The organism is Streptomyces sp. HNM0575 (genome assembly GCF_012726265.1).
Classification (GTDB): Bacteria; Actinomycetota; Actinomycetes; order Streptomycetales; family Streptomycetaceae; genus Streptomyces.
The window spans coordinates 51,259-65,301 of record NZ_JAASAG010000013.1 but is presented as its reverse complement, the minus strand read 5'-3'; the positions used below and the strand labels follow the sequence as shown (position 1 = coordinate 65,301).

Annotated in this window: 11 protein-coding genes and 1 pseudogene; 9 read left to right on the top strand and 3 right to left on the bottom strand. The window is 71.2% G+C overall.

The features are described 5' to 3' along the window. The first annotated feature begins 26 nt into the window (after positions 1–26). The 4 genes from HCC61_RS26835 (at position 27) to HCC61_RS31330 (ending at position 4,781) form a co-directional block, all read left to right on the top strand. Positions 27–1,160 carry a hypothetical protein gene (locus HCC61_RS26835; RefSeq protein ID WP_169139782.1) on the top strand — a complete coding sequence of 378 codons (1,134 nt, stop codon included), beginning with the start codon at positions 27–29 and terminating at the stop codon, positions 1,158–1,160. Positions 1,161–1,480: 320 nt separating this feature from the next. Next, positions 1,481–3,502 (top strand): tripartite tricarboxylate transporter permease, encoded by a 2,022-nt coding sequence (locus tag HCC61_RS26830; protein WP_169139781.1) that lies wholly within the window; start codon positions 1,481–1,483, stop codon positions 3,500–3,502. A gap of 122 nt (positions 3,503–3,624) precedes the next feature. After that, positions 3,625–4,254 (top strand): AbrB family transcriptional regulator, encoded by a 630-nt coding sequence (locus tag HCC61_RS31335; RefSeq protein WP_169139780.1) that lies wholly within the window; start codon positions 3,625–3,627, stop codon positions 4,252–4,254. Then, complete coding sequence (locus tag HCC61_RS31330) at positions 4,251–4,781, top strand: AbrB family transcriptional regulator (RefSeq protein WP_169139779.1); 531 nt, start codon at positions 4,251–4,253, stop codon at positions 4,779–4,781. The genes HCC61_RS31335 and HCC61_RS31330 overlap by 4 nt, the downstream gene beginning before the upstream one ends. Before the next feature lie 290 nt (positions 4,782–5,071). Here the strand turns inward: HCC61_RS31330 and HCC61_RS26815 are convergent, their stop codons facing one another. After that, complete coding sequence (locus tag HCC61_RS26815) at positions 5,072–5,827, bottom strand: GntR family transcriptional regulator (RefSeq protein ID WP_206323062.1); 756 nt, start codon at positions 5,825–5,827, stop codon at positions 5,072–5,074. 96 nt (positions 5,828–5,923) lie between these two features. Between HCC61_RS26815 and tcuA the strand changes: the two genes are divergently transcribed. From tcuA to HCC61_RS26800, 3 genes are all read left to right on the top strand, one after another. Continuing rightward, positions 5,924–7,405, top strand: a complete 1,482-nt coding sequence (gene tcuA, locus HCC61_RS26810) for an FAD-dependent tricarballylate dehydrogenase TcuA (RefSeq protein WP_169139777.1) — start codon at positions 5,924–5,926, stop codon at positions 7,403–7,405. Next, the gene (locus HCC61_RS26805) at positions 7,402–8,619 is read left to right on the top strand and encodes an isocitrate/isopropylmalate family dehydrogenase (RefSeq protein ID WP_206323061.1); all 1,218 of its coding nucleotides are present in this window, start codon (positions 7,402–7,404) and stop codon (positions 8,617–8,619) included. Before tcuA ends, HCC61_RS26805 begins: the two co-directional genes overlap by 4 nt. Positions 8,620–9,110: 491 nt before the next feature. Beyond that, a complete protein-coding gene (locus HCC61_RS26800; protein WP_169139775.1) occupies positions 9,111–10,448 on the top strand; it encodes a hydroxyacid-oxoacid transhydrogenase in 1,338 nt (445 codons plus the stop codon). A gap of 212 nt (positions 10,449–10,660) precedes the next feature. Here the strand turns inward: HCC61_RS26800 and HCC61_RS26795 are convergent, their stop codons facing one another. Then, on the bottom strand, positions 10,661–11,314 hold the full coding sequence (locus HCC61_RS26795) for a GNAT family N-acetyltransferase (RefSeq protein ID WP_169139773.1): 654 nt from the start codon (positions 11,312–11,314) through the stop codon (positions 10,661–10,663). Between HCC61_RS26795 and HCC61_RS31580 the strand changes: the two genes are divergently transcribed. Further along, positions 11,285–11,704, top strand: a complete 420-nt coding sequence (locus tag HCC61_RS31580; protein ID WP_346777402.1) for a Gfo/Idh/MocA family oxidoreductase — start codon at positions 11,285–11,287, stop codon at positions 11,702–11,704. The two genes, HCC61_RS26795 and HCC61_RS31580, sit on opposite strands and share 30 nt — an antisense overlap. Next, a pseudogene (locus HCC61_RS30985) lies at positions 11,632–11,827 on the top strand (cupin); the annotation flags it as partial. The gene HCC61_RS31580 and the pseudogene HCC61_RS30985, both read left to right, overlap by 73 nt. 115 nt (positions 11,828–11,942) lie before the next feature. Here HCC61_RS30985 and HCC61_RS26780 read toward each other — a convergent pair. After that, entirely contained in the window at positions 11,943–13,631 is a 1,689-nt protein-coding gene (locus tag HCC61_RS26780) for an alpha-amylase family glycosyl hydrolase (protein ID WP_346777401.1), read from the bottom strand. Positions 13,632–14,043 lie beyond the last annotated feature (412 nt).

Here is a 14,043-nt window from a genome sequence, read left to right as displayed (position 1 = left end):
CGAACAAGCTCGAAGGAGGACCGGCGATGAGCCGCAACCGCCGCAAACCGATGGCCCGGATACGGACAGCCGGAGCGATCGCCGCCGTCAGTCTCGGACTCGCCGCCTGTGGCAATCCCCAGGGCGTCGGGGACGACGGCAAGACCGACGCGGGCGCGAAGATCCCGTCGCGCGTCGAGATGGTGATCCCCTACGACGAGGGAGGCGGGACGGACACCTGGGCGCGCTTCCTGGAGCCGTACCTGAAGAAGCACGTCGCGGGCGGCCCGACGTTCCTGCCGGAGAACAAGCCGGGCGGGGAGAGCATCACCGGGTCCAACGAGTTCGTACGCTCGGGCGGGACGGACGGCAAGCAGGTCCTCGTCACCTCCGGGACCACGTACTTCCAGGCGCTGCTGAAGCGTCCCGAGGTGGAGTTCGACTTCTCCAAGATGCGGCCGCTGATCATGAACGGCTCCGGCGGTGTCATCTACACCTCGCCCAAGACGGGGATCAAGAGCGCGAAGGACCTGGCCAAGTCGAAGAAGAAGCTCAAGTACGGTGGCATCAGCGCCACCGGTCTCGACATGACGATGCTTCAGGCGATGGACGTGCTGAAGAAGCCTGTCGACGCGACGTTCGGCTTCGAGGGCCGTGAGACGGCGATGCTCGCGTACCAGCGCGGCGAGGTCGACATCGACTACCAGACGACCTCCGCGTACAAGTCCCAGGTGGAGCCCCTGGTCAAGAAGGGCAAGGCGGTGCCGCTGATGTCCTTCGGCGTCCTCAAGGACGGGAAGGTCGTGCGGGATCCGAACGCGCCGGAGCTGCCGACCGTCGAGGAGTTCTACAAGGAGATGTACGGCAAGAAGCCCTCGGGCCGTGCCTACGACTCCTACAAGGCGTTCCTCGTGCCCGGCTGCACCTACCAGAAGGGTCTGTGGGCCAACGAGGACACCCCGGACTCGATCGTGCAGGCCTACTGGGACTCGGTCGAAAAGCTCAAGAAGGACGAGAAGTTCGCCAAGAAGAGCGGCGAAGTGCTGGGCGGCTATCCCCTCTACTCCGGCGAGAACGCGGAGAAGCAGATCCAGAAGGCGTTCGAGATCGACCCGGACGCCCGCAAGTACGCCCTCGAGATGCTCGAGCGCGAGTACGGCGAAAAGCTCGGCGGCACCTGATGGGTGGGGTTGAAGTCGGGCGGCCTGGGCCCGGTGCCTGGTGCCCGGTGGTGTTGGGTTCTTGGGCTCGGTGCTTGGGCCCGGTGGTGGTGCTGGTGCCCGGTGTTGGGGGGGCGCTTGCCGGGGTGACGGCTGACATTTGACGAAATCTGTCATCTGCCATCTGTCATCCGACGCCTGTCGTCCGTCATCTGACACCTGCTATCCGTCATCCGTCATCCGTCACCGGACATCCGGTGCGGAGCGCCCGGCGCGGCGCCCCGTGCCGGACGGTCCGGCGAACTCGCGAAACCGGAGCGGCACACCGAAAGGTCTGATCGATGCTGGAAGCCGCGTTCAGCGCGCTGGGCAACCTCTTCGCCCTGTCGAACTTGATATTCCTGCTGCTGGGCGTCGCCTCCGGCCTGGTCATCGGCATGATCCCCGGGCTCGGCGGCACCGGCGCGGTCGCCATGCTGCTGCCGTTCGTCTTCGCGCTCGACCCGACCCAGGCGCTGGCGCTGATCATCGGCGCCGTGGCGGTCGTGCACACCTCGGACACGATCGCGTCCGTACTGCTGGGCATCCCCGGTTCGGCGTCCGCGAGCGTGCTGATGCTCGACGGGCACCAGATGGCGAAGCAGGGGCAGGGCGCGCGGGCGCTGTCCGTGGCGTTCCTGTCGTCGATGATCGGCGGGCTGCTGGGTGCGCTGGGGCTGACGCTGTCGATACCCGTGGCGCGTCCGCTGGTGCTCAGCTTCGGCGCGCCGGAACTGTTCATGCTGACCCTGCTCGGGGTCTCGCTGACCGCGGTGCTCTCGCGGGGCAACATGGTCAAGGGCATGCTCGCGGGGGCGTTCGGGCTGCTGCTCGGGGGCATAGGCGCGGCACCGGCCGCGGCCGACTACCGCTTCACCTTCGGCTCGCTCTTCCTCTCCGAGGGGCTGGACCTCGTCGCCGTCGCCCTCGGCATCTTCGGCATCGCCGAGATCGTCACGCTCGTCGGCAGCCGCTCCAGCGTCGCCACCGGTTCGGGACTGGGCAGCGGATGGCGCACCGGACTGCGCGACGTGGTGCACCACTGGCGCCATGTGCTGCGCGGTGCGCTCGTCGGGATGTGGGCGGGCGTGCTGCCCGGTCTCGGTGCCACGGCGGGCACATGGATGGCGTACGGGCAGGCGCGTGCGACCACGCGCAAGGAGCCCAAGAAGACCTTCGGGAAGGGCGATCCACGGGGGATCATCGCCCCGGAGAGCGCCAACAACTCGGTCGAGGCAGGGGACTTGATCCCCACCCTGCTCTTCGGGATCCCGGGCGGTGCGCCGGCGGCCCTGCTGCTGGGCGCGCTGCTCGCCTTCAACATCGAGCCCGGTCCGCGGATCATCACCAAGGATCTGGACATCGTCTACACGATCATCTGGTCGTTCGCGCTCGCGAGCATCCTGGGGGCGGCCGCCTGCTTCCTGCTGAGCAGGCCGCTGGCGAAGCTCAGCTTCGTACGGTTCCCGGTGCTGGCCGGGGGACTCGTGGTCATCCTGTTCACCGCCGGCTTCCAGGAGTCCGAGCAGATCGCGCTGCTCCAGATCATGCTGCTGCTGGGGGCCTTGGGCTGGGTGATGAAGGCGTGCGGGATTCCACGGGCGCCGTTCCTGATCGGCTTCGTGCTGAGCCTGCCGATGGAGCGCTACTACTTCCTGACGGCCAATCTCTACTCGTTCGACCAGTGGGTCGTACGGCCCTGGGTGCTGATCCTCTTCGGCGTTCTCGTGGTGCCGACCGTCTTCTCCCTGGTGAAGAAGGTCCGTGAGGCCCGCGCCCGGCGCGCCCGTGCCCAGGACCCCGAGGCGGGCGACGAGGCCTCCGCCCTGCCGGACGACGACGAGGGCGAGGGCGGGCCGACGCCGCCGCGGATCTGGGGCGTCGTGGTTCCGGCGGTGTTCCTCGCGGTGTTCGTGGCCGCGTTCGTGATCTCCCGCGGATACAGCAGCCAGGCAAGGCTCGTACCGGGGCTCGTCACGGTGGTCGGAGCGGCGATGGCGGCGGGCGCACTCGTCGCGGGTGTACGCGCGCTGCGCAGGGCGGAGCCGAGGGATCCGGCGCAGCAGGAGGAGTGGGCGGCCGAATGGCGGGCCGTGCTGCGGTCGTTCGGCTGGCTCGTGGGTTTCGTGGCGCTCACGTACGTACTGGGCGTGCTGCTCGCGGCGCTGGTCTTCCTGCCCGTCTTCCTGCGCCGGGTGGCGCAGATGCGCTGGTGGGCGATCGTCGTATACACGGTGTGCACGACTGGTGTGCTGGCTGCGCTCGCCGTCTTCGCGGACATCGCGCTGCCCATCGGGTACCTCACGCCGGTCGGTCTGCTGTGAGCGGTTCCGCTGCGTCCGCGGACTCCGGGGGGCATGCGGGCGGCGGGGGCCGGGAGGGTTCCGGGGGCCGGAGTCGCGGGAGTTCGGCTGATGACGGGCCCGCCGCTCCCCTGCACCGTGCCGTGATCGGACTGGTGGCGGGGGCCGCGGGCGGCCTGCTGCTCACGTGGCTGCGCGTGCCCGCCGGAACGCTGGTCGGTGCGGTGCTCGGCAGCGCGGCGGCAGGCACCATCACATTCGGCGGCGTCGTACCCGGCAGGGCGGCCGGTCGTGACGGCCATGGGCGCCGCACCGGCACACGACCCCGGCAGCGGCAGCGACAGGACGGACAGCCGGACTCGCCGCCGCCCCGGCTCGGGCCCGGGTCGCAGACCGAGCCACCGCCGCAGCATCCGCTTCAACACTGGGCCCGTACGGCCGGGTTGGTGCTGATCGGCTGCGTCTCGGCCGCGCGGCTGGATGGGAAGAGCCTGCGGATGATGGGGCTGGTCGCGCTCCCGGTACTGGCAGGTGTGGTGCTGCTGCTGGCGCTCGACGCGGTGCTCGCACGCTGGCTGATGAGGCGCCACGGGCTCGACGCGACGACGGCGGTCCTCGCGTGCGCGCCCGGCGGGCTCAGCGAACTGTCCGTACTCGCCGTCAAGGAGCGCGCGGACGTGGGGACCGTGACGGTCGTCCACCTCGTACGCGTCCTGGTCGTGGTGCTGCTCGCGCTGCCCGGACTCGTCCTCGTACTGGGGCGGTTCACATGACCGGCGCGGGAAGCGGCCCCGGCGGCCTGGCCCTGTTGCTGGGACTCGCGTGTGCGGGTGCGGCACTCGGCCGGATGCTGCGGCTGCCGATGTGGCCGATGACCGGGTCGATCCTGGGAGCGGCGACAGCCCCGCTCGCCGGTCTCGGCGGCGCCGTACCGCCCGGCTGGTGGTCGACGGCCGGTCAGATCCTGGTGGGCTCCGGGGTCGGGGCGATGGTGGGGCGCAACTTCCCCGCGGCCGTACGGCGCGTCAGCGTGCCCGGAGCAGTCGTCGTGCTGCTGATCGTCCTGCTCGGAGCCGGAATCGGGGCGGCCCTCACCCTCGGCGGGATCCTCGCCCCGACGCCCGCCCTGCTGGGGTCGATCCCCGGAGGGGTCGGCGAGATGGTCGCCGCCGCGGCCGGTCTCGGCGGGGACAGCGGCCTGGTGGCGGGGATGCACCTGATCCGGCTGGTCGTCGTGCTGTCGGTGCTGCCCCTGCTGCTGCGGTGGGCCCGGCGTCTGGAGAGGCGGGACCAAGGATGACGCCCGCGACGAATCCCGCGCGCACCCCTGCGCCAGCGTCCGGTGCGCCTGTGTCCGGTGCGCCCGCCCCCGGCTCGGGTACGCGTCTCGTATACGCCGTGTACGCCGCTCACTTGGGCCCCGGTGCACGTCTCGTATACGCCGCGTACGCAACGTCCGAGGGTGCGCTCGGCGCCGGTGTACGTCTCGTATACGCCGTGTACGCCGCGTACTTGTGCCCCGGCGTACACCTCGTATACGACCCATACGACCCGTACGCAACCTCCCCCGCGGCCCACGCCCCCGCTCGCTCAGCCCCCCAGCAGCACGGCGAGGCGGATCTCGCGGGCCCGGCGCATGTGGGCCCTGGCGTGCTGTTCGGCCACCTCGCCGTCGCGGGCCTGCACGGCGCGGGCGACCGCGTCGTGCTCCGCCAGCACCTCGTCGGGGCGGCCGGGGTGCACGAGGGTCGTCGCCGGAAGCCTCCGTACGGCGTGCTCGACCTGGTTGAGGAACCGCTCCAGATAAGGGTTGGCGGCGCCGGTCCGCAGCGCGCGGTGCCAGGCGAGGTTGAGCTTGGACAGCTCGGCGACGTCCTCGCGGGCGGCCGCCTCGCGCATGTCCGCGTTGATCTCGTCGAGCTGCTCGACCAGGCCGTCGGGGCGCCGTACGGCCGCCAGCCGTGCGGCGAGTCCTTCGAGGTCCTCGCGTACGACGTAGAGAGCGAGCACGTCTTCCAGGGACAGGGCGGCGACCATCGCGCCGTGGTGGGCGGTCTTGACCACGAGGCCCTCGTCGGCCAGCCGCTTCAGCGCCTCCCGGATCGGGGTCCTGCTGACCTTGAACGCGGACGCGAGTTCGCTCTCGCGCAGCCAGGCGGAGGGGGAGAGCACGCCGTCGAGGATCGCTTCGCGCATCGCGCCCGTGACGTCGTCGGTCGTACGGCCGCGGACGGCGACCCCCTCGTGCAGGTATGCGCGGAGGCGGTCCACAGATCCCCCGGATGTCTGTGACCGGTGGTCGATGCCGCCGGCGCCGCTGGTCGTAGGTGCTTCGTCCTCCCGCACGCGTGAACCGTACGGGAGGGGTCAGATCGTCCGCAAGTTGAGTACAATCCCGATCCAATTGCATGCAATGTGGATGCGAGCGCGAGGAGAGTGTGCATGGCCGGCCGTCGAGTCATCGTTGTCGGAGCGGGGAACGCGGCGCTGTGCGCTGCGTTGGCCGCACGTGAGGAGGGCGCCGAGGTCCTCGTGCTGGAGAGGGCGCCGGAGAGCCGGCGCGGTGGGAACACGGCGTTCACCGCGGGCGCCATGCGCGTCGTGTACTCGGGGGTCGAGGATCTGAAGCGACTGATGCCCGACCTGACCGAGGAGGAGATCGCGAACACCGACTTCGGGAGCTATCCGGCCGGGGACTACCTGGACGACCTGGCACGCGTCACGGAGTACCGGACCGATCCTGAACTCGCGTCCACGCTGGTGGAGAAGAGCCTGCCGACCCTGTTGTGGATGGCGGAGAAGGGCGTGCGCTTCGTACCGATCTACGGGCGCCAGGCCTTCAAGGTCGACGGCCGCTTCACCTTCTGGGGAGGCCTCACGGTCGAGGCGTCGGGCGGCGGCATGGGCCTCGTCGAGGCACTGACGCGCGCCGCGGTCCGGGCCGGTATACACATCGAATACGGAGCGCATGCGCTGTCGTTGCTCCAGGACGACTCCGGAGTCGTGCACGGTGTGAGGCTGCGCCAGGCCGGAGCCACCCGCGAGGAGAGCGCCGACGCGGTGGTGCTCGCCAGCGGAGGCTTCCAGTCCAGTGCCGAGATGCGGGCCCGCTATCTGGGGCCCGGCTGGGACCTCGCCAAGGTGCGCGGCACGATGTACAACACCGGCGACGGCCTGCGGATGGCGTTGCGCGCCGGGGCGAGCCCCGCGGGCAACTGGTCGGGCTGTCACGCCGTCGGCTGGGACCGCAACGCACCGGAGTTCGGCGACCTCGCCGTCGGCGACAGCTTCCAGAAGCACAGCTATCCGTGGGGCGTCATGGTCAACGCGCACGGCCGCCGCTTCGTGGACGAGGGCGCCGACTTCCGCAACTACACCTATGCCAAGTACGGACGCGTGATCCTGGAGCAGCCCGGCCAGTTCGCGTGGCAGGTCTTCGACCGGAAGGTCACGCACCTGCTGCGCGACGAGTACCGGATCCGCCAGATCACCAAGGTGAGCGCCCCGACCCTGGAGAAGCTGGCGGAGAAGATGGACGGCGTGGATCCGGCGGGCTTCCTCGCCGAGATGGAGTCGTACAACGCCGCCGTCGACACCGCCACGCCCTTCAACCCGAACGTGCGGGACGGCCGCGGGACTTCGGGCCTCGCCGTCGCCAAGACCAACTGGGCGAACACCGTGGACGAGGGGCCCTTCGAGGCGTACGCGGTGACGTGCGGCATCACCTTCACCTTCGGCGGCGTACGGATAGCCCCGGACAGCGCGCAGGTGCTCGACACCGACATGCGCCCCATCTCCGGGCTCTTCGCCGCGGGTGAACTGGTAGGCGGGCTCTTCTACTTCAACTATCCGGGCGGTACGGGGCTGACGAACGGTTCGGTCTTCGGGCGCACCGCCGGGACCTCCGCGGGACGGGCCGCGTGAGCGGCGGAGCGGCCGAAGTGCCGCACGTACGGCCGGAGTCGGCGGCGCAGTCGGAGGCGGAGCCGCGTTCGGGATCAGGATCGGGATCGGGCGCGGAGTCGCAGCCGAGGTCGCGGTCGCCGGAGGGGGCGGCGGGACCGCAGCCGTCCGAACTCCTGGATCTCGTGGTGATCCCCGGGGACGGCATCGGCCCCGAACTGGTCGGCAGCGCCCTGGAGGTGCTGGAGCGCACAGCCGCCCTGGACGGTTTCGGGCACCGTGTCACGACGATCGAGGCGGGCGCCGGGGCGTACCGGAGCACCGGTCGTGCGCTGCCCGACGGCGCGCTCGAACGGCTGCGGACCGCCGACGGCGTGCTGAAGGGCCCGGTCGGCCTCCCCGGCGTGCGGCACCCGGACGGCACGGAGGCCGGACTGCTCGGCGGGCTGCTGCGCCTGGGCCTGGACACCTTCGCCAACGTACGGCCGATGCGGCTGCTGCCCGGCGTCACCGGCGGTACGCGGCACGGTGCCGGCGAGATCGACTACGTGCTGGTCCGCGAGAACACCGAGGGGCTGTATCTCTCGCGGGGCGCGGGCGCCGCCACTCCGCATGCGGCCTGCGACCAGTTGATGATCACGCGGGCGGGCACGGAACGCGTCGTGCGGTACGCGTTCTCTCTCGCGCGCGGCCGCGCGGGCGCTCCCGCGGACGGGGTCCGCAGGGTCACGTGCGTGGACAAGAGCAACGTGCTGCGCAGTTACGCCCTCTTCCGCCGCGTCTTCGACGAAGTGGCCGCCGAATACCCGGACATCGCGGCCGAGCACCTCTACGCGGACGCCGCCGCCCACGATCTCGTCGCCCGGCCGCAGTGCTTCGACGTGCTGGTGACGGAGAACTTCCTCGGGGACGTGCTCAGCGACCTCGGTGCGGCCACGGTGGGCGGCCTCGGCATGTGCGGTTCGCTCAACGCCGGTGTGCACACCTCGTATGCGGAGCCCGTGCACGGCAGCGCACCCGACATCGCGGGCCGCGGTCTGGCCAATCCGCTCTCGCAGATTCTGAGCCTCGCGCTGCTGCTGGACCGCGCCGGCCGGCATGCCTCGGGTGACCGTGTGCGGGGCGCTGTGGAGTCGGCGCTCGCGGACGGAGCCGTCGAACTCGATGTACGCGGGCGGCCGGCCGGGGGCACGGCCTCGGTCACGTCGGCGGTGTGCGAGCGGCTGGCGCCGTGAGGGTCGTATACGACCGGTAGACCACGAGTACGCGCCATGTATGCGGCCTATACGCGGGCCCCACGCACGGCGGTTGTACGGCGCGTATACGTGGACCGGCAGGCGAGCCGTATGCGTTCCGTACGCGACCGGTATACGAGCCCCCGCGTATGGGGTCTGTATACGAACCCCACCCTGGCCCGGCGAACCATCCGCACGCGGTACGTATGCGGTCTGTATACGAGCCGCACCGCCGCCCTGTATACGAGACGTACACGGGCCTCTCGTAGGTGCCCGGGGCGCCCGCCCCGTACGCAACCGGTATACGACCGGTGCGCGACCGCCGCCCCCCGACGGGTCACGGATCGGATCACCGGCGGCAGTCCGCGCCGGACTCGTCGGCGACCGGGGTTGCCCCACGGCCCGTACGGCTGGGAAGACTGGGAGGACCCGGAGCACCGGGGACCCGGGTGCCGGCCCGTGATCGACCGCGAGCGTGGAGGCGTACACCGATGAGCAGTGGCGACGACAGCGGTCCGACGTCTTCGGAGGCGTCGGGCGAGACGGCCGCGGGCACGGTCGAGGAGACCGTATTCACCTGGGGCGCCCCGCCGTTGAAGTTCGGGGCGGGCGCGAGCGACGAGATCGGCTTCGACATGTCGCAGTACGGCGTGGAGCGCGTTCTCGTCCTGACGGATCCCGGTGTCGCCGCCCTCGGCATTCCGCAGCGGGTGGCCGAGAACCTGAAGCGGTACGGGATCGAGGCCGCCGTCTTCGACGGGGTCCACGTCGAGCCCAGCGACGCGAGCTTCGCCGCGGCCGTCGACCACGCGCGGGAGAGCGGGCCCTGGGACGGGTTCGTCGCGGTCGGCGGCGGTTCGGCCATCGACACCGCGAAGGCGGTGGATCTGCTGACGTCGTGCGGCGGTGAGCTGATGGACTACGTCAACAAGCCGGTCGGCAGGGGAGTCGTGCCGCCGGGTCCGCTCAAGCCGCTGGTGGCCGTTCCCACGACCGCGGGCACGGGAGCGGAGAGCACCGCGATGTGCGTGCTGGACGTGCTGTCGATGAAGGTCAAGACCGGCATCAGCCACTGGCGGCTGCGCCCCGCCCTCGCCGTGGTCGATCCGCTGCTGACGATGAGCCTGCCGCCCGAGGTCACCGCCTCCGCGGGCATGGACATCGTCTGCCATGCGCTGGAGTCGTACACGGCGGGCTGGTACGGGGATTCGGCGCGGCACAGGCCCGAGGAGCGGGTGACGTACTGCGGCTCGAACCCGGTGTCCGACCTGTGGTGCGAGAAGGCGATGGACCTGATCGCGAAGTCCTTCCGGCGGGCGGTGCACCACGGGGCGGAGGACGTCGAGGCGCGTACGGACATGCTCATGGCGGCGACCTTCGCGGGCATGGGCTTCGGCAACTCCGGGGTGCACATTCCGCACGCCAACGCCTATCCGATCGCCGGCATGGTCAAGGACTACCGGCCCGCCGGATATCCGCAGGACGAACCGATGGTGCCGCACGGCCAGTCGGTGTCGCTGACGGCGCCGGAAGCCTTCCGCTTCAGTTTCTCCTCGGCGCCGGAGCGGCATCTGCGGGCGGCCTCGCTGCTCGCGCCGGACGCGGAGCGGCTGTCCGATCCCTCCGAGCAGCTGCCGCGGGTACTGGTCGGGCTGATGCGGGACATCGGCATCCCGAACGGGATCGGCGCCGTCGGCTACGGCGAGAGCGACGTACCGGACCTCGTGCCGGGGACGATGAAGCAGCAGCGGCTGCTGACGACCTGTCCCAAGCCGGTGAACGAGGAGGACATCGAGCGGATCCTGCTCAACTCCGTGCAGAACTGGTAGCGGTGCGGCCGGAGTTCGTGGCGGCTGCGACATCCGTTACGGGTACGGGTTCGGCTCCCGCCGCGGGTCGGGTTCCCGGGGCACGGCTTCATCCCCGGCTCGGGAACGGCTTCAGCTTGGGCCGGTCCCGCTCCGGCCTCGTCCGCGGTTCCGGCTCCGGCCCCCGGCTGGTCCCGCTCCGGGCTCGCCCCCGGCTCCGGTCCGGGCTCGGCTCAGGTTCCGGCTTCGCTCACGGCTCTGCCACCGGCTTCAGCCACGGCTCCGGCTTCGCCCGCGCCCGCGGCTCCGGCCCCCGCTCCCGGTGGCTGCGGAAGCAGGAGCGCCGTGTCGCGGTGGGCGCGCCAGACGACCTCGACGCCCGATTCGCCCGGAGCCGAAGGCCCCTCGATAGCGGGCCGCCGCTCGACCTCCGTGAAGCCGAGCCGCCTCGGTACGCCGCCGCTGGCCTCGTTGGCCTCGTCGTGGTGGATCTCCACCACCTCGACGCCCGGGAGCTCGAACGCGGCACGGAGCAGCGCCGACGCGGCCGACGTCGCGAGACCGCGCCGCGTCCACGAGGGGTGGATCCAGTAGCCGATCTCCAGGCCGCCGGGGCCGATGCGGCGCATCAGGCTACAGCTGCCGACCGTCGAACCGGCCACGGACACCGCGTAGTTGTACGCCTGGCCCTCGGCCCACTCGCGCTCGCACCTGGTGACGAACTCCAGGGACGCGTCGGGGCTGTGACCCTCGCCCGCCCAGGGCATCCACGGCCGCAGATGGTCGATCGACTCGGCGACCACCCGGTACGCCACGTCGGCGTCGGCGACTCGCCAGCGGCGTAGTACGGCGCGGTCGTGACGGAGCAATTCCGGGGGTCTGTCCATGCGTGTAATCGTTCCCATGAACCTCTCGGTGTACAACTCCTTTTCCCCGGTTCGTGGTTCGGGTTCCGCGGTCCTGCGCCTCCGCGCCCGGGAACGGGTTGGGTACGGACGGGCGGCCGGACCGGCGGCCCCGGCTCCTGCCGAGCGGGTGCCTCTACGGCTGCCCCTCGTCGTAGTACGCGACCGACTCCTCGGGCAGCGGCGCACGGCGTCGACGTGCTGTGCGAAAAGCCGCTCGCCACCACGGCGGAGGACGGCGAGGCGATGGTCGCGGCGTGCCGCGAGGCGGGCGTGCGGCTCGGCGTCGCCTACCCCGCGACTTCCTCTACGTGCCGCCGGGCGGGCTGCACGCGTTCAGGAACACCGCCGACGAGCCGGTCTCCATGCTGATGCTCTTCACGCCGGGCGCGCCCCGCGAGGAGCACTTCGAGCGGATCGCGGAGGTGGCTCAGCGCGGCGGAGCTGGAGGACTTCCTGGTGAAGAACGACAGCTACTTCGTCGACGGGCCGTAGCGAGGGACCGGCGACGCGGCCCCCGGAACGGGGTGGGGCGGCACGGCGGACGAGTCCGCCGTGCCGCCCCTTTCGGCCACGACCGCCAGCCGCAGCCACCGCCGCCGGCCGCGCGTCAGCCCTCCGCCGCGCCGTCCCGCAGCCACACCGTCGTCTCACCGGGAAGCTCGTGCCCGGTCAACGGGCCGCTGCTGAGCAGGACTTCGCCCTCCGGCAGCGGCGCTGCCGACGTACCGAAGTTGGTCAGGCAGTGCCAGCCGTCGGGGCGTACGAAGTGCAGCACGCCGTCCTTCGCGGTGTCCTCGTCGCTGACCCACGTCAGCGACTCGTCGCTGCCGACGAGCTTGTGCCGCAGCCGCAGGGCCTCCCGGTACAGCTCCAGCGTGGAGCCCTCCTCGCCCTCCTGGGCCTCGGCCGACAGCTCGCCGAAGTACGCGGGCTGCGGCAGCCACGGTGCGGCGCCGTCCTCGCCGCCGAAGCCGAACGACGGGCCCGTACGCGTCCACGGCAGCGGCACGCGGCAGCCGTCCCGCCCCTTGCGGGTGTGCGAGCTGCGCTCCCACGTGGGGTCCTGGAGCTCGTCCACCGTGAGGGAGGCGACCTCGGGCAGGCCCAGCTCCTCGCCCTGGTACATGTACGCCGACCCCGGCAGCGCCAGCTCCAGCAGCGAGGCGGCGCGGGCCTTGCGCAGACCGCGCCCGGCGTCGGCCTCCGGCCGGGTGCCGCCGCTGAGCAGCCACTCGTTGCTGTCGGTGCCCTCGGGGAGCGCGAAGCGCGAAGCGTGCCGCACGACGTCGTGGTTGGAGAGCACCCAGGTCGCCGAGGCGCCCGCGTCCTGTGCCGTGCGCAGGGACTCGTCGATGACGGAGCGCAGCTCCCGCGCGTCCCAACCGGTCTTCAGATACTCGAAGTTGAAGGCCTGGCCCAGCCCTTCGGGCCGTGCGTAGAGAACCAGGCGGTGCCGCTTGACCCACGCCTCGGCGACTCCCACGCGGGGCGGGTCGTACTCGTTGAAGACCTCGCGCCACTCCCGGTATATCTCGTGCACCTCGTCGCGGTCCCAGAACGGGTGGGTGCCGTCCGCGAGTTCGGCCATCTGCTCGTCGTACGAGCGCGGCCCCATGTCGCGCAGCGGGTCGGCGACGTCCTTCATCAGCGCGTTGGCCACGTCGATTCGGTAGCCGTCGACGCCCCGGTCCGACCAGAAGCGCAGGGTCTTGAGGAAGTCGGCGCGCACCTCCGGGTTCTCCCAGTTGAGGTCCGGCTGCTCGGGGGCGAAGAGGTGGAGATACCACCAGCCGTCCGGCAGCCGGCTCCAGGCGGGACCGCCGAATGCGGACTCCCAGTCGGCGGGCGGCAGTTCGCCGTTCTCGCCCTTGCCCTCGCGGAAGATGTAGCGCTCGCGCTCGGGTGAGCCGGGCCCGGCGCGCAGCGCCTGCTGGAACCACTCGTGGTCCTCGGAGGTGTGGTTGGGGACGATGTCGATGATGACCTTGATGCCGAAGCGGTGCGCCTCGGCGACCATCGCGTCGAAGTCGTCGAGGGTGCCCAGCCGGGGGTCGACGTTGCGGTAGTCGGCCACGTCGTAGCCGCCGTCCGCCAGCGCGGACGGGTAGAAGGGGCTCAACCAGACGGCGTCGACGCCCAGTTCGGCGAGGTACGGCAGCCGGGAGGTGATGCCCGGGATGTCGCCGAGCCCGTCGCCGTCGGAGTCGGCGAAGCTGCGGGGGTAGATCTGGTAGACGGCGGCCTGGCGCCACCAGTCGGGGCCGTCCTGACGGTGCGGTGCTGTGGTGTCGGTCACGTCGGTTCCTCGCAGTGCGGTGCGGGTTCGGTCATTTCGTCACTTCATGGATGTCGCGGTGCTGCCGTGTTGCTGCCGCAGGAGCCGGACGTGCGGTTGTGCGTGCTGGGCGCCGGCTGCCGTACGGGTCTCAGGGATTCGTACTCACTGGCCCTGCTCTGTATTCGGTTGTTGTCCGGGCACGCGTGGTTCGGCACGGACGTGCCCGGAGTCGGTGGCTTCCGGCGTGCGGATGTGTGCGGATGTGTGCGGATGTCGGTGCACGATCTCGGGAACGGCGGCGGGTGCGTCGTGGCGCGCCCGGGTGCGCCTGGGGAGATCCGCGGCGGAAGGCATGTGCAGGTGTGTGCGGGCGGCGTATGTGCGGCCGGCGCCGCGCCCTCGCGGCCCGGCCCCGGCCGGTCGCCCCGGC